This is a genomic window from Pseudomonas protegens, assembly GCF_003363755.1.
Taxonomy (GTDB): domain Bacteria; phylum Pseudomonadota; class Gammaproteobacteria; order Pseudomonadales; family Pseudomonadaceae; genus Aquipseudomonas; species Aquipseudomonas danubii.
The window spans coordinates 524,690-541,337 of record NZ_CP031396.1; the positions used below are offsets into that span (position 1 = coordinate 524,690).

Genomic DNA, 16,648 nt, shown 5'->3' on the forward strand with positions numbered 1-16,648 from the left:
TCATGGGGCAGAAAACCCTCCACTCGCCAATCACCCGTGATCGACCTGTCCCAGCAACTCGCACCGGACTTGCAGCGCGATGGCCGCAAAGCCCTTGCCTGTACCTCGGTTACACGTCGAATGATTCAGAGTGGCGGTGATGTCATTCCAGCACTCCACCGCTTCAACCTGCCGGTGAGTGGGGTCGGTTTCGATTTCAAAATCGATGAAGCGCTCGTCCTGGGTCAACAACAAGCCAAACAGACTGGGCATTCCGGGAAAGTCGATATCCAACTTGAGGACGATGGTTGACGACCAGTCGACTCCCTGTGACTCGGCGTAATCCAACAAGGCCTGGGGCACCCCCTCGTCCCGCCAGCTCCTTGCGGTGCATTCCAGTTCGTAGGCTCTGAGAGTGTTTTGTTCCTGAACATTGAGCTGACGTTTTTTCAGGAGACGTTCGATGTCCATATCCAACCCGTGTGCTTCGTTGATGACTGCCGGAATCGCAGGTGGAACCTTCATTTGGCGCCATGGGGTAATGACCGGCCCTGTTCATTGCGGGCCGCGAAGAATAGCCCACCCCACCCATGATCTGGCCAGCAGATTCACACCCGCCCCCTTCCGCACGTTCCTCTTTGCACCCCCAACAAAGAGGAATACCCGATGAAAAACACCGACCTCAGCCAACTCATCCTCAGCGACCACGCCCGCATCGAAGCCGCCATCAGCACCGGCGCCGCCTGGGAAGTGTGGTTTCAAGTGGAGTTTCTGATGCTGCTGCGTTCGGCCCATGTGGCCGCCGCCCGCGAAGTGCCCTATCCCAATCCGAATTCAGGCCTGCGCCTGGACGTGCTGGCCCAGCAAAACGGTGAGAACTACGCCATTGAGCTGAAGGTGGAAAGTGCCACCAACGCCGGCAACAAGCTGCTGGCCGAAACTCAGAAGGACATCGAAAAACTCACCAAGTACACCAGCCCCGTCGCGGCACGCTGGGCTGTGGCCTTGGGGTACAGCGACGTTGCCAAACGTGGCTTGCGGGACTTCGCCAATGCCCACAACACCCGGGTCATCTACCAGGAATCCGGCGCCATAGGGTGCATGATCGCCACGGTTTGACCACCCGCTGCAAAACGGCCCCGCCACGGCGGGGCCGTCGCTGCCCAGGGCCATACGCCCCCTGGGCAGCACCTTCATCCCACGCCTTGCTACCACGAGAGCACCTTACAGCGTCAGTTGCCCACGCTCCTCATCGGTCAGGCGCGCCCGGGCCTGTTCGCTCAAGGGCCCGGCCCCCAGTACCTGCACTGGGCTGTCGGGGTTGTAGCCCGGGGCGCGGCTGGCTTCTTCACGCTGGCGTTGCACCGGTTCGGAACCAAAGCCCAGCACTTCCACGGTGACGATGGACGCCCGGCCCTGCCTGGCTGCCGCCTGCTGATTGCGCGCCGCCTCCTCCGCTGCCTGGGACGCCGCCGAACCCGCGGCACTGGCCGAGCTCATGGCGCCGGTGTTGACCGCCGCCGTGACCGGCACCCCGGACGACTTGCCCTGGGTCTGGATGTTCGCCGCGTTGACCACCCGCAGTGCGGCGATATTGACGTTGCCCGAGACCCGGATACCCGCCTCGCCGGCATCGATGGTGCCCAGGGGTGCGATCAGGTCGATGTCGCCGGCCGCCACCTCGGGAATCGGGTTGAGGGTGGCGATCCCGGCCCCGGTGCTGGGCACCGACGGTGACAGGCTGACGTTGCCCCAGGTGTCGTAGACCCGCTTGGGCGGGGTGTAGACCACGGTGGTCTTGGAGCCCCGGCCGGCGTTGATGTCGCCCGCCGCCGACCAGCCCATGATCGAGCCGCCGAAGGTGGTCATGATCCGGCTCTGGCCCAGGAGGATGCTGCCCAGGGAGTACAGCTGGATGTCCCCCGCGCCCTGGGTGATGACCCCGGCCGAGGCCGGCGGCGCGGTGCCTTCGATGCCGAAGGTCTGGTGGCCGCCCGGGGTCAGCATCTGAATATTGCCGCCGAAATCGGTGTGCACCCCGGCGCCGCCGAACAGAGTGATATCGCCCTTGTAGGTGATCGGGTTGCCGGCCACATCGGTACTCGGGAACAGCCCGGCAATCGCCGCCCGACCCCGGGCGTAGCTGCCCTGGCGTATCCCGCCGTCCTGGGTGTACTCGCGCCCGGCGGCCTTGAGCTCGGCAAAATACACATCCCGGGCAAACACCCGCTGCTGCTCCGCCGGTAAGGCCGCGTAGTAGGCCCGGGCCTGGGCGCTGTCGCCGACAAAGCCGAAGCGCTGCGCCAGCCAGTCCAGCAGCTCACCCTCGTAGGTCTTGGCCACCTTGCCCGCCGACAGGCTTTCGCCAGGCTGAGCCAGGCGGCTCGGGTCCAGATAGGCTTCGACAAAGCGTCGATAATCCGGGCCGCTGGCACCGACCCCGGCCTGCATCACGATGCTCGCCCCGGGACGGCTGTCCCCCGCCGCCACGGCGCCGAGGCTGGTGACGCTGACCCGGTCTTCCATGAGGATGTTGCGCCCCGCGGTCAGCTCCAGGGTCCCGGGGCCGGCAACGTTGAAGCTGCTGTAGAGAATGTCGCGCCCGGCACTGGCGATGGAGATGTCGCTGGGGTTGTGCTGCACGAACAGGTTGCCGCTGAAGGTGTATTCGCCATAGGTGCTGTTGCCGCCCTTGGCCCCGCCAAGACCGGTGCCGCTGCTGACGATGTCCTGGCCGGCCTTCATCCAGACTGCGCCACCGCCTTCATAGTAGGTCTGTCCCAGGCGTGGGTCGGACGCCGTGGTGAGGGTCAGGACGCGGCCGCTGCTGACCCCCAGCAAGTCGCCGTTGATGGCATAGAACCGCGACGGCTCGGTGTTGCCCGCCCACTGGTTGGTCGCCGTGTTGGGACCGAAGGCAAACAGCGGGAACACCCCGCCGCGGGCCCGGTTGCCATCGGCGGAGAGATTGCCGCTGGCCGCCAGGGGAATCCCTTCCAGGGTCGCGCTGGTGGCCATGAAGGCTGGGTGCTCGGGGGTCGCCAGCGCCTGCGCCGAAGCGCTGGAGCGGCTGACGGTCAACTCGCCACCGTAGATCGAGTCACCGGCCAGCAGCTGCAACTGGCCGTTCAGCGAAGGCGCCAGCACCAGTGCCGCCGGAACCACCGCCGCCCCCGCCTCATACAGGCTGGATTGGCCGTAGTAGAGGCTACCGCTGGCCGCCACGGCGCGCAGGGTCGGCGGGTAGACGGTGGCCATGTCGGTTTCCGTGCCCCTGGTCAACGGCGTGAGGTTGCCCCCGGCCGAGTACAGGTCGATGGCGCTGCGCTCGGTCCACAGGGAGAACCAGCTCTGGCCGATGCCGGTGGCCCCGCTGGCGCCCTGGTAGGCCCAGCCATTGGCCAGGGGCGCGCGCCCGGGGTCGGCCACGGTCTGCAGCACCAGGTCGCCACGGGTCGACAGGCTGAAGGTGGCATCGCCCGGCATCAGGGTCATGCCGCCTGCGGCCACCGCCAGGGTCGCCCGCTGCGGCTCGAAGGCCCGGGTTTCGCTGCGGCTCTGGTCCGCCGCCTGGGCGCCGTAGTGCAGGTCCAGGCTGCCCAGGGCTGCGCTGCTCAGTTGCGCATGGCCGCGCAGGTTCACCAGGGCGCCGTTGAACACGCCAAAGCCGACCTGGCTGTAGGGGTTGACCTGTCCGCCGACGCGCAGGGTCAGGTCGCCACCGCCGGTCACTTGCCGGCTGCCATCGGCGGCCACCCGGCCGGTGCTGCCCACCGCCAGGATCAGCCCGGTGCTGCGCGGGTTGACGTAGCTGGCGTAGACCGGCGCCGCCATGGGCGCCAGGGCACCGGCATCACCGCCGACCTCGACCTCCAGGTTGCCGCCGCCCAGGGTGCCGAAGCCGGTGAAGCCGACCATCTGATCGGCACCGCCGGCGCTGTTGGCGGTGTAGGTGCCGAAGTTGATCCACCAGGCCGTGTCCCGCGCCACGCCGCCGCTCAGGTCATTGCCCTGGCGCCACAGCCAGTTGCCCACGTTGCTGGAGTCGTTGCCGGTGTCGCTGGCCACCGGGCGGCCCGGGGGCAGTTGGTTGGGCAGGGTCACGATGTTGCCGCCGAGGTTCGCCCCGACCTTGATCCGCAGGTTGCCGCCGCCGTCCGGGTACCAGGCCCGGTAGACACTGCTGGCGCCACCGTCCACCAGGGACTCGTAGCCGCCAGCGACGTTGTTCAGCACTTTCTGGCCGTTGCCTCCCCGCGCCAGGTTGTAGGGATCGCTGGCCGAGGTGGCGCTGGAGGAGGTGCCGGCGGTGTACACGCCGAACAGCGAATCCATGCTCAGGTTGCCCGCCGCCAGCAGGTCGAGGTCGGCGGCACCGGTGCGCACGACGCTGAACCGGGTGCTGCTGGGCACCAGGGCGTAGGAGTCGCCGACGGCGCAGTAGCTGGGGGTGTTGTCGCACAGCGCAGGGTCACCGAACTCGTCGAAGTTGACCGGCTGGCCGACCATGCTGTCGTCGCCGAAGAAGTCCAGGGAGCCCTCTTCGGTCCAGACATACTGCGCCTGACCGAACATCCCGTAATGGCTGTCCGCCAGGTGCAGGTTGCCGGCCGTGGGCTGGCTCTGCAGCACGCGGCTGTCGGCCGCCGCGGTGTCGGCCCCGGCCACCAGGCGCAGGGACCAGGACTGTGCGCCCTCTGTCAGCATCGGCGCGATGGCCCAGAGCTTGCCCTGGCGCCCGCCGTTTTCCGGCCGCAACAGCACCGAGGCCACCCCGCCCGGCAGCTTGATATCGGTGCCCGAAGGAATCAGCGCCCCACGGGACAGCTCTTTGCCACCGTCGAGCACCACCAGGTTACGCGCCCCGGCAACGCCCGGCAGGGGCACGCCCTTGGGCCAGGTCAGGGCATTCACCGCAGTATTGGCGGTCAGCAGTGTGCCGGCCTCCAGCACGCTGCCCGGGTTCAGGGTCAGGCTCTGGTTCAACAGGGTGCCGGCGGCGAACAGCAACGAACCGTTGCTGTCGCGCACCGCGGCGGCCAGCACCGTGCCCGCCGGCAGCACCAGGCTCTCGCTGAGGGTCGCCGCCACCGGCAGGCGCGTGCCCTGCGGCAGCGTCAGGGCCTTGATCGGCAAGTCGTAGTTGAGGGTGCTGCCCCCAGGGAACAGGGTGCCGTCGGCCAGGGACAGGCCGCCCCCCGGGATCACGATATCGCCACCGGTGAAGTCGATGCCGGCCCGCAAAATCCAGCCATTGTCGTCATCGGTGCCCGGCGGCGGGGCGAAACCATCGTTGATGCTGCCGTAGACGTTCAGGTCGCCACCGGCGCGCAGGCTCAGGCTGCCCACTTCACCGGAGCCGTAGACGTTGTCGTCCTTCTGGGTGTGGGGGTTGAGGCTGGCGTAACGGTAGCCGGACAGGTCCAGGTCGCCCTGCACCACCAGGTCGCCGTCGGCGGTCTTGCTGACGATCTGCACCCCGGGCCGCAGGTGCAAGGCATCGGCGTAGGTGGCGTTGTTCAGGCCGGCCAGCTTGTTGTGCAGCAGGTCGTTGTTCTGCAGCGCAGCGTTGATAAAGGCGGTGCTTTGCAGGTGCTTGGCCTCCAGGTAGGCCTGGGTGATCTCCTGGTAAGGGCGCCCGCTGGCGGTGGCGTCGGTTTTTTCCGGGGCATCGTCGTAGCTGATCATGCCGTTGACCGCGATCGAGCGCGCGCCCTGGATATCCAGGCGGCCACGGGCATCGATGTCGATGTCATTGCTGCTCTGGTCCGCCTGGACGATGCGCGGCGCGTTCAGTTCCAGGGTGCCGCGGCTGCGGCCGTCGTTCTGCCCCGGGGCGCTGCCCGACGCCACATCGGTGCCGTGGCGCAGGTCGATGCGCGCGCCGTCGGCCAGGGTCAGGCGGCCCTGGCCCGAGCTCAGGACCACGCTGGCGCGGTTCGGCGAGTCGATGATCTTGCCGAAGCTGTCGACCCGCAGCGTGCTGCCGTGGGCGTCCAGCAGCGCGCCGCTGTCCAGGGTCAGGCCCTGGCTGGCCGCCAGGTTGATGCTGCCGACCCGAGCGCCACTGGCGTCCACCCGCCCACTGACCCGCAGGCTGCCATGGTCCAGCGAGACGTTGATGCTGCTGGCCTTGACCCCGTCGCCAATGGTCAGGTCGCCCTGCTTGAGCTGGAAGCTGCGGGCGCCAAAGACCTGCCCCTGGTTCAGGCGCTGGTTGAGGGCGGCGAACTGCTCGTCCAGGCTGCCGCTGCTGCCCAGGTGCTGGGCCTGGATTTCCACCGCGCCGCCGAGGAACGGCACCAGGGTGCCGCCGGCATCGTACTGGCCACTGCTGCCGCCGAGGATGCTGCCCGCCAGGTCGACCCGCCCGGCCGCGCTGTCCAGCGCCACCACCCGCAGCTTGCCGGCCTGGTTGTGGCTGGCCGAAAGATCAATGGTCGAGCCGGCCGCCTGCAGCACGTTACCGCTGCGGCTTTGCAGCAGCACTTCGCCGCCGGCGCCGTATCGGGTCAGGTCGTTGAACGCGATGGCGCGACCGGCCACATCGACCCGCGCCGCGTCGGTCAACAGCACATCGCCACGGGCGCCCAGGGTCACCTTGCCGCTGGGCAGGACCACGGCGCTGGCCAGACGGATGCTGTCGCCCTGCAGGGACAGTTCCGCGCCCTGGCCATTGGCCGCGCCACGGGGGCCCGCCGAGGCGCCGATGTCGATGGCGCCACCGGCGCTGATGCGGTTCACCGAGCCGGCCTCGCCAGTCATCAGCGGGGTGATGATATTCAGGTTGCCGCCACTGTAGGCAAAGCCGCTGAGCGGGTCGAAGGCGCCCTGGTTCTGGTAGACCGCCAGGCTGCCCTTGTGGTTGGCGGTGATGCGCTGGCTGGCATTCAGGTTGACGTTGGCAAAGCCCAGGGCCAGGCGGTCGAAGCTCTGGGTGGTGCTGGGCTGGGCGAAGGCGCCGTAGCCGAACTCGATGCGCTCGGCGTCAATCTGCAGACGCCCGCTGCCGGTCCCGGCCCCTCCGGCCACCACCGCCCCGGCCGGGGTCACCGCGCCCTGCCAGATCAGGTTGGCAGTGTGGATGCTGGCCACGTCATTGGCCCCGCCCGCGCCGTAGATCGCCGGAGTGGAGAGCATCAGGTTGCTCAGCAGCGACTTGCCGGTCAGCGGGTCGTAGGTGTCCAGGGTGGCGCTGCCGTAGAAGTTGAAACCGTCCCGCGCCGAGAGCTGCAGGGTCTCCAGGGCCGGCGCACCGAACTGGGTGTCGCCACGCAGCAGGCGATCCAGCACTTGCTGGGTCAGGGTCATGCCACTGGGCAGGCGGTTGCCCGCCGCCGCGGCCGCCAGGGCTTCGGGGCTGCCGACATTGATGTTGTTCAGGCCCAGGTTCAGGTGGCGGGTGCCGTAGCGCACCTGATCACCCAGTTCGAAGGTGTTGTCGGTCAGGGCGACGATGCTGCCTTCGGAATACAGCGCGGTCTGCCCGCTGCAGGGCGCGCTGGCGCAGGAACCGACCTTGATGCCGCCGCTGCTTTGCCCGCCGGCCTGGACCTTGCTGATGACATTGAGCAGGCCATTGGACACCGCCAGCATATTGGCCACCTGGTAGGTGAAGCCGTCCCGGGCGTCATAGCTGGCCTTGCCGCGACCCAGGGTGTTGATGGAGGCGCCCTGCTCCAGGACGATCTCGCCGCTGTTGCTCACCAGGAACACTTCCGGCGCGGCCAGGGTCACGCCTTCGCGCAAGGTGATGGAGCCCTTGGGCGCGTTGATGCCTTCGGCCAGGGTGATGTAGTTGCCGCCCTGGCCGTACTTGACCAGCGTCAGGCCACCGAGCATCAGCCGCGCCGCGCCCAGGGTATTGAGGCTGTCCGCGTCCAGGGTGACGCCGCTGAAGCCGCTGGTGGCCGACTTGCCGGCGGCCACCACTTCAATGCCGCCGCTGCCCATGTTCAAGATCGCCACGGTGCCGCCGTAGCCGCCCTGGGCGGCGTCGAAACGACCGATGCCGTGGAAGGAGAAGGCCTGCTCCCCGGCCCCCGCTTGCAGCGCCAGCTTCAGGGTCTTGGCGTCCACCGGCAGCATCGGCCGGGGCACCCCGAGGCGCGCCGCATCGGCCAGGGCGAACTGGGCGTAGCCGGTTTCGTTGTACTGGGAATAGCGCCGCAGGGTATCGGCCGAGGTCAGGATCAACTGACTGGCCACGCTGTTGCTGATCCCGGTGTTGGCGATCGACAGGCGCCCGGCGGTGGACCAGGAGCCATTGCGCAGCTGCTGGGCCGCGCTTTCGCTGCCAAGCCCGGCCAAGCCGTTGATTTCGACGCGAAAGGCCCCCGGCATCAGCGCATAGGTGGACGGCATCAGGGTGTAGGTGCCCGCCGCCAGCCCCGGCACGCCACTGCCGATGGTGATCTGCTGGCCGATCAACGGGTCCACCGCGCCGCCTTCCGGAGCCACCGGCGCATAGCCCGGCTGTGCCCCGGGGACGATGGCGTAGATCGGGTTGCTGCCCAGGCCCGGCAGGATGAAGCTGCCGTTGGCGCCGATCTGCACCAGCGGGCTGTAGCGCGCATCGGTCGAACCGCCGCGCCCGGAAATGAACCCGGCCCCCAGCAGCTCGCCGCCACCGGACAGGTCCACGGTGGCATTGGGTTGCACCTGCACCGACTGGCCCCCGAGGATCACCCCGACGCTCAGGTCGCTGTTCTCATTCACCAGGGCGCCCTGGCCGAGGAAGGTCACGGTCTTGCCGTTGTACTTGTAGACCTGACCGTCGACGGTGCCGCCGTAAGGCAATACCAGGCCCTTGCCGCTGACCGAGGTCAGGCTGCCGGGCAGCAACTCCACCTGGCTGGCGCCCAGGTTGCCGATCTCGATCAGGCCCAGGGGCGCACGAATCACCCCGCCCTGCTTGATGCTGGCCGCACCCAGTTGCAGGCGGCCGAAGGCCGAGTACGGCACCGCCGGGTCGCCATTTCCGGTGCGGCCGATGGTCAGGGTACGGCTGGGGTCGAAGTTGATGCGGGTGCCGGAGATATCGTTGAGGTAACCGGCAATCACCCGGGCCCCGACCTCGGTGGCCGGGTACAACTGCGCGGCCCGCAGGGTCATGTCGCCCTGGGTCAGCAGCTGGGTGCTGATGCCCTTGGCGATCACATCGACACCGGCCCCGGCGAGGAAACGCATATCGCCCTGGCTGGTCAGTTGCACATGGTCGAAGCCACGGCGCTCGACGTTCAGCAGGCTGTTGTCGGCCTGGCGCAAGGTGCCCTTGCTGCCGAACACCACGTTGCCGCGCACATCGATCAGATTGGCGCTGGCATTGAACTGCGCCTGGGTGCCCCGTTGCGATGGCGTCCCGGTGGACACCGGGCGCAGGTACTGATCCTTGGCCTCCAGTGGCGCGAGGATGCCCGCCAGCAACAGGTAGGGCGCCGACAGATTGACCCGGGCGTTGGCCGCGGCACTCTCGCTCAGGTTCAGCGCGCCGCTGTACAGGCGCAGGCTCTGGCCCATGTTCAGCGACACATCGCCGTCAAAGCTCAGCAGGCCGTTGCTCAGTAGCGCCAGATTGTCAAAACCGCCGGCCGTGACCTGATCCACCCCGAGGCGGCCATGGCCGTACTCCAGGCTGGCGGCTGCGGCGTCGGCACTGGCCGGTAGCCCACTGCCCTGGTGGACCTGGCTGAGCACCAGCTCCCGCGCCTTGAGCACCCGGTCGTTGACCGCGTTCTTGATGTAGTACGGGCTTTCCAGGGCCAGGGACAAGGTGCCCCCCGCCGCGCCGGCGCCCCCGGCCCGGGCGACGAAGCGGCCGTCCAGGTACAGGCCGTTGTTGGAAGCGAAGCTGATGCTGCCACCGTTGCTGGCCACCTGCACCCGGCCCTGGCCGGGAATGTCCAGGGCCGCCTGGGCCCCGGAAGCGTCAAGACGCGCACCGTCGCGCACCACCACAAACAGGTCGCTGGCCTTGGCAATGCCGCTGGCCAGGTCGATCTCGCCGCCGATGGCGATCTTGCCGCCATTGCGCACCTGACCGTAATGACGGCCACGGTTGTCCACCGCGCTCACCGCCCGCGCCGCCACGTCGATCAGCGCCTGCTCGCCGACCCAGATCGAACGCCCGTGGCCGGCGGCATTGGCGGCCTCGGAACTGGCCACCGTCAAACCACCGAGGCTGACGCTGCCGCCCCAGGCATTGAGGGTGCCGTTCATCGTCAGTTGACCGACGCTGCGCAGGTTGATGGCCTGCCCCGGGTCGACACTGATCACCGCGCCCTGCCCCACGGACAACGCCGTGGTGGCCAACTGGGCCGCCGTGGAGTACTGATTGCCGGCGCTCAGGGTCAACCCGGCGCCACGGCGCTGGGTCAGCACCCCCTTGGCCGCGTCTTGCTGGTACAGGTCCGGCAGCCAGGGCTGCAGAACGCTGGCCGGATCGCTGCCAGTGGCACTGCTGCCAGCCTGGGCAGCGAGGCGGTAGACCGGCATCTTGACCTCGACCTGGGCGCCGTCGGCCACCGTCAGGCCTTCATTGCCGGTGATGTCGTAGGCACCGAAACCCTTGTTGAAGAAGTCCCCCGCCAGTTGCAAGGTTCCGGCTTGCGGGGCCACGTCCTTGGCGCCGATCAGCACCTTGTGCGCCTGCAGAGCCAGGGTGCCGCCACCGTTGACTCCATGGCCGCGCAGCTCGCCCTTGAGGTCGAGCTGGCCGTCGGCGGCCAGGGTCACGTCGCCGCCCTTGCCACCGCTGGCCTTGCCGTCATAGCCGAGGCTGGCGCCGGAGCTGGCATCCACCAGGGTGCCGTTGCCCAGGTTGAGGTCGCCGCTGCTGCGCAACGACAGCTTGCCACCGTTGATAAAGGCCAGGCCGCTGCTGTCCGACGGGTCCAGGGCCAGGTTGCTCCAGCGTCCGCTGACATCCAGCTTGACTCCATCGGCCACCTTGACCCGGGCCTGGGCGCCGCCGCTGGGCGCGAGGATCACATCGCCGACCACGAAGTTGCGGTTCACATCCACCTGGTTCAGCACGTTGCCGGCGTTGATGCTGCCGCCGTGGGCCGTGAGGTTGGCGTTGAGCTGGACCTCTGGCCCGAACAGGGTGATATCGCCACCGTGCGCCACCTGCAGCGCGCCGTTGACCTGAATCTGCTGTTTGGCGCCGACCTTGATCGCCCCCAACTGGAAGCCGTTGAGGGTGTCGCTGTCGAGCACCAGCTGGCCCTGGCGGTTGGCCGGCAGGGCTGTGGTGAGGTCCAGGCCGGCGGCAATCTGCTGCTGGTTGGCCTCGATCAGCACCTTGTCCACGGTCGGGCTCAGGGCATAGCGCAGGGTGCCGCTGGCCTTGTTGTAGATCGGCGTGTAGTTGCCAATGATCAGTTGCGCGCGCTGGGCCGCGGCCTTGTGCGATTGCTGGTAGCCGTCGAGGTTGACGTTGGGCGCCTGGGTCTGGCGGTCGCCCTTGAACACTTCGCTGACCAGCTGGCCTTCAAGCACTGCGTTGCCGGTGCCGATCACCAGCTTGCCGGCGTCGCGGCCGACGCTGTAGCCGGCCTCGTAGCGGCGCTGCTGGGCGATCAGCGGGTTGTAGTAGTAATCGGTGCGGCCCCAGCGCGGGCTGCTGTCCACGTAGCCCTTGTAGATGCCGGTGTAGAGCAAATCCCCCGGGGCTCGAGACAGCTCGTACAGGCGCCCGTCAACGCCCTTGAGCCAGGTCTGCTGGATATAGCCGGCCTGCACATCGACGGTGCCGCCGGACAGGTTCAACTGGGCCCCGGACTGGGTCACCACCTCCTTGCCGGTGAAGGTCAGGGTGCCGCCCTGGGCCATCCACTCGCCAATGTTGTGACCCTGGGTGCCCAGGTAGCCGCCCACTTCCAGCAGGCCGCCGGCGGTGTACCAGCGATCAGTGGCATAGCCGTTGGTACCGGCCGGAACGAACACCAGTTCGCGCAGGTCGACCCAGACATCGTTGTTGATCAACTGGCCGCTGTCGCGGTTGCCCGCCGAGTCGCGCTGCTCGTTGCCCTGGACGTTGATCTTGATGGTGTTGGACTCCATCGCCACCTTGACCCCGACCGCGCCGGCCACGTCGATCACCGAACCGTCGCGCACCAGGCTGCGCTGCCCGGCACTGACCGCCACCTGGCCACCGGTGGCCAGGGTGATGGAGCCGTTCTGAAAATCCACGGTGCCGCCACTGACGATCTCCACCCGCGACTGGTCGCTGCGGTCGGCCACGCTGCTCAAGTTGTTGAACGGCCCGCTGATCAGGTTGGTCGGGGTGCCGTCGAGGTTGATCAGGCCATTGTTGCGCTGGCTGTCCAGGGCGGTGTTGCCACTGCTGTCCAGCAGGATCGCGGTGGTGCTGCCCTGCCCCAGGGTCACGCTGCCGCTGCTGTCGCTGGCGGCGTTGAGCAAATGGATGGTGCCGCGGGTGTCCACCGAGGTGCTGGCCAGGGCCACGCCGTTCTGTTGCACCCGGTGCCCGGTCAGGGTGATGTCGCCGGTGGACGCCATGATCAGGCCAGTGTTGCTGACCGTGCCCGCCGTGCTGCCGGGCTTGAGCGAGGTGGCGACCTCGTTGCCCCGTGTCGTCGAGTGCTGATTGCCGCTGGTGCCGACCCCGCGGCGGATGTAGAAACTGTCGCCGGCCGCCAGGGTGGTCTGGCCCTTGGCGGTGACAATGGTGCCGGCGTTTTCCACTTCCGACCCCAGCAGCAAGGCGTAGCCGCCAGACTCGGTGGAGCTGGCTGCCGGGTGGGTCTGGATCAGCGCGCCGCGCTGCACCTGGACCTTGCCCAGGGCATCGGTGAAGGTCGGCTGGGTGCCGTTGGCGTCCACATAGAGGCCTTGCTTGGTGAACTGCTCGTCGCTGATGGTGGCCGCAGCCGCCACCAGGTTGCGCACGTTGACCTGGCTGGTGCCGCTGAAGATCACTCCGTTGCGGTTCATGATCATCACCGTGCCGGCGCCCTTGATCTGGCCCTGGATCTCGCTGGGCCGACCGTTGGGGTCATTGACCTTGTTCAGCAGCGCCCAGTTGGACTGCTGCTGAAAATCCACGGTGGTGTTGCGCCCGACGTTGAAGGTCTCCCAGTTGAGGATGGCTTTGTCGGCGGTCTGTTCGATGGTTACCGTGGTCTTGCCGCCGGACTGGCTCTGCACCGGCCCCTTGGCGTTGATCCAGCCCTGGGCCAGGCTGTTGTCGACCTTGAGCCCGCCCTGGCCGAGGCCATCGGGAATCTGGCTCACCGTACCAAAGGCCGCCTGACGCGCTGCGGCCTGGGCCGCCTGCTGGGCGGCAATGGCGGCGACGCTGGCGTTGAGATTGCTCAAGGAACGCTGCAACTGCTGGTTGGCCCGGGTCTGCTGGGACAACGACGGAATCCCCGGCACCTGGCCGTTGGTGCGCGCGGCGGTGGCGGCCTGGGACGCGCCCTTGGCGGCGAACCAGCCGGAACTGAAGGCCGTGGCGCCATGGGCACTGCCCGCCACCATCAGCAAGGCAATGGCCTGGGCCAGGGGCTTGAGCCGCAGGCTCGGCAACTCGCCATCAAGGCGCTGGGCTGGGGATTTGACCGGTGGTTTGCAGCGAACCATGACTACTCATCCTTTGTTATGACGCCCACGGGAGCGCGACGCTTGTAGGCTTTGTACGAAAAGCCTTGATACTCGGTGATGCTGCGTTGAAAACGGTCTCGGAATGCTCATTTACACCCCGTAAACTCCGCTTCCTCGACCGTTTTCGCCTTGCCTGACCTTCGTCTCAAATCTTTTCGTACAGAGCCTAGGGCCCAGGGCACGCGTCACTGCTTTAGGGGATAGGCCGTTGGCGCGGAGCGCGACCGAACGGATGTCACTAAAAATTCATCTAGCGGGTGTAATGCAGGCGACGTTGGGCTCCGGCAACGGCCCAAGCCGCTGCCGGAGCCCGCTCACAGTGGCCGGCCGATGCCGTTGCAGACGTTGGGATTGCCGATGCTCAAGGCATTGGTGGCGCTCAGGAAGTTGGAACGCACGGCGGCTTTCCAGGACGGGTGCAAGGGCAGCATGCCCTGAGCCCTGATTGCCTGGTCATTGTTTCGAGCCTCAAGCGCGCCATAGTGGCGAGCCAAGAAGTCACGGACCTGATTGCTTTGAGTGGCATCGGCATAGCACTGGCTGAAGATCAGGTTGGTGTAGCCCAGGATCGGATAGCCGCTCTGCGGATAAGGCAAGACGCCCTGTTCCCAGTTCCTGCCGAACACCGGCACCCACTTGTCCGGGTTACTGCGCTCGGCGATGGGAGGCAGCGCAACGCTATTGATGGCATTGACAATGTTGGCCGGCGCCGGCGAGACGCCGGTAATCCTGGCCACCTTGTTCCCGTCATCCAGACCGGCCAGGGTCGGTGCCGCAAGGGCCGGGCTCATGAAGGTGATGGCGCCATCCCAGGCATTCACCGCCGTCATGATGGCGTCACCGCTATTGGCCGCCAGCGCGCCGGCCGGCAGCCCGCCCGAATAGCTGGAATCAAAGTAGGTGGTCACGGCAAAGGTCCCGGTTTCATTGCACTTGGCATTCAGGAAACGCGTGAACAGCTCGGTGAAGCCGCTGCTACCTTTGGGATAAACCACGGTGATCGGGCCGCTACGTGCGGAACCCTGGATCCACTCCCAGCGGGACAGACGCCCCGAGAACACCCCACACAAGGTGTCGATGCTCAGGTCCAGTTCATGGCTGCCGGGCTTGTTGAACGGAATTGCAACGCTCGTGGCTGCCGAAGGCACCTGGATCAGCTTGCCGAACTGCGCCTGATAGGCCAAGGCGTAGTTGCTCAGTTCCACCGCGCTCAGCCTCGACTCACTGGCCACCCAATGCACGGTCTTGGGGGCTGCGCCAGGCACCAGCACGCTGTAGTTGTTCTGTAGAAAAGCCACCTTGTCCCGGCCCTGATCCGCGCCAATGTAGGGCGCAAACCCCGCGGGCAACACCCCGGCGGTCTGATACAGCGGCCGGGTAAAGGTCGAGCCTCCACCGTTGATATCCGCCTGGGCCTGCTGGACGCAGAACGCGCCGTATAACAGTGAAGCGATCAACCATTGAGCTTTGGGCATGACAAGACTCCTGTCCTATCCGGTGATGTCACTGGCCGTTCGGAGGGCGTAAGCCCGCTGGATGCGCGCTCTGAACAGATGCTGGATGAAAAAAATCAGCAACGGCCGAAACCGTTGCTGATCGGGTGTTGCCGCTCGGTGGGGTTCGCCGTTACAGCGGACGACCGATGTTGTTGCAGACGTTGGTGTTGCCGATGCTCAGGGTGTTGGAAGCGGTCACGAAGGTGGTGCGGATCGCGGTTTTCCAAGCGGTAGGCAGTGGTACGAAACGGTTGGCGGTGATGGCCGCGTCGTTGTTGGTGGTCGCGCCGTAGTGACGGGCGAAGAAGTCACGCACCTGGCCGCTCTGAGTGGCGTCGGCATAGCACTGGCTGAAGATCAGGTTGGTGAAGCCCAGGATTGGGTAGCCAGTATCGGGATAAGGCACGGTGCCGGTTGCGCCGGCCTTGCCGAAGACAGGTACCCACTTGTCCGGATTGCCGCGATCGGCCGCAGCTGGAACCGGAACGCCACCGATGGCGGCGGAAACGTTGGCAGGTGCAGGCGAAACGCCGGCCACCTTGGCCACCTTGGTGGCGTCGTCCAGACCGGCCAGGCTCGGCGCGGCGTAGTCCGGGCTCATGTAGGTGATGCGGCCGTCGCCGGCGTTCAGGGCATCCATCACGCCTTGGCTGCCCACAGCGGCCACAGCGCCGGCAGGCAGGCCACCGGTGTAGCTGGTAGCGAAGTTGGTGGTCACGCCGAAGGTGCCGGTCTCGGCGCATTTGGCGTTCAGGAAGCGGGTGAACAGCTCGGTGGTGCCGCTGCTTTCGTTGCGGTAAACCACGGTGATGGTGCCAGTACGGCCTGAACCGGCGATCTGGCTCCAGTCGGAAACACGGCCGGAGAACACGCCGCACAGGTCATTGACGCTCAGGTTGACCGCAGCAGTGCCGGCCTTGTTGAACGGAATGGCTACCGAGGTGGCCACCGAAGGCACCTGGATCAGTTTGCCCCAGGCCGCTTCGTGACCGGTGGCGTAGGCGCTCAACTCAGCAGCGCTGAGCTTGGAGTCGCTACCCGCCCAGTGCACGTTCTTGCCGGTAGTGCCGGCCACGAACTTGGTGTAGTCGTTGTTCAGGAAGGCAGCCTTGCCGTTGCCGCTGCCTACGCCGATGTAGGGAGCGAAGCCGGCGGTCAGTACGCCAGCGGTCTGGTACAGCGGTTGTGGCAGGGTGGCGCCACCGCCGTTGATATCAGCCAGAGCAGCCTGTGCCGAGCACAGGGCAGCCAGGGTCAGGGATGCCGCGAGAACGTTGCGCTTAAACATGAAGAATCTCCTTTCGTCGTGTTCGTACGTTGGGTGAATAGCTCTTGCATGACGCCATGGCACTCGGGCCAGAAGCCTTGATCCAGAGGGCTTGAGGGGTGAGGCCATGGAGAGAGAAGTTCGCAGCTTCCGGTGACAGATAAAGGAAAAAACCTCGGGAGAAACCGACTGTTTTGGCAAAAGATTCTCGGGTGTTTGGCGCCGTTTTCCGGGCCTTTCCCGGGTCGCTGAGCGCCAGTCTGTCCGAGCTGGCGCCGGC

General features: G+C 66.8%; 5 protein-coding genes. 1 reads left to right on the forward strand and 4 read right to left on the reverse strand.

The window, feature by feature from the left end; genetic code table 11:
- Positions 1 to 30 precede the first annotated feature (30 nt).
- A complete protein-coding gene (locus tag DWF74_RS02145) occupies positions 31 to 504 on the reverse strand; it encodes a hypothetical protein (protein ID WP_240322010.1) in 474 nt (157 codons plus the stop codon).
- A gap of 141 nt (positions 505 to 645) precedes the next feature.
- On the opposite strand from DWF74_RS02145, the gene DWF74_RS02150 reads away from it, so the two are divergent.
- On the forward strand, positions 646 to 1,098 hold the full coding sequence (locus DWF74_RS02150; protein WP_102863342.1) for a hypothetical protein: 453 nt from the start codon (positions 646 to 648) through the stop codon (positions 1,096 to 1,098).
- 105 nt (positions 1,099 to 1,203) lie between these two features.
- On the opposite strand, the gene DWF74_RS02155 is transcribed toward DWF74_RS02150, so the two are convergent.
- The 3 genes from DWF74_RS02155 to DWF74_RS02165 form a co-directional block, all read right to left on the reverse strand.
- A complete protein-coding gene (locus tag DWF74_RS02155; protein WP_115580193.1) occupies positions 1,204 to 13,584 on the reverse strand; it encodes a filamentous haemagglutinin family protein in 12,381 nt (4,126 codons plus the stop codon).
- A 335-nt stretch (positions 13,585 to 13,919) separates the two neighbouring features.
- Positions 13,920 to 15,080 carry a substrate-binding domain-containing protein gene (locus tag DWF74_RS02160; RefSeq protein WP_115580194.1) on the reverse strand — a complete coding sequence of 387 codons (1,161 nt, stop codon included), beginning with the start codon at positions 15,078 to 15,080 and terminating at the stop codon, positions 13,920 to 13,922.
- Between the two features lie 151 nt (positions 15,081 to 15,231).
- Positions 15,232 to 16,389, reverse strand: a complete 1,158-nt coding sequence (locus DWF74_RS02165) for a substrate-binding domain-containing protein (protein WP_115580195.1) — start codon at positions 16,387 to 16,389, stop codon at positions 15,232 to 15,234.
- Positions 16,390 to 16,648 lie beyond the last annotated feature (259 nt).

Bases quoted from the DNA above. Each gene is read 5' to 3' on its own strand.
- DWF74_RS02165 (WP_115580195.1), bottom strand. From the start codon at position 16,389: ATGTTTAAGCGCAACGTTCTCGCGGCATCCCTGACCCTGGCTGCCCTG.
- DWF74_RS02145 (WP_240322010.1), bottom strand. From the start codon at position 504: ATGAAGGTTCCACCTGCGATTCCGGCAGTCATCAACGAAGCACACGGG.
- DWF74_RS02150 (WP_102863342.1), top strand. From the start codon at position 646: ATGAAAAACACCGACCTCAGCCAACTCATCCTCAGCGACCACGCCCGC.
- DWF74_RS02155 (WP_115580193.1), bottom strand. From the start codon at position 13,584: ATGGTTCGCTGCAAACCACCGGTCAAATCCCCAGCCCAGCGCCTTGAT.
- DWF74_RS02160 (WP_115580194.1), bottom strand. From the start codon at position 15,080: ATGCCCAAAGCTCAATGGTTGATCGCTTCACTGTTATACGGCGCGTTC.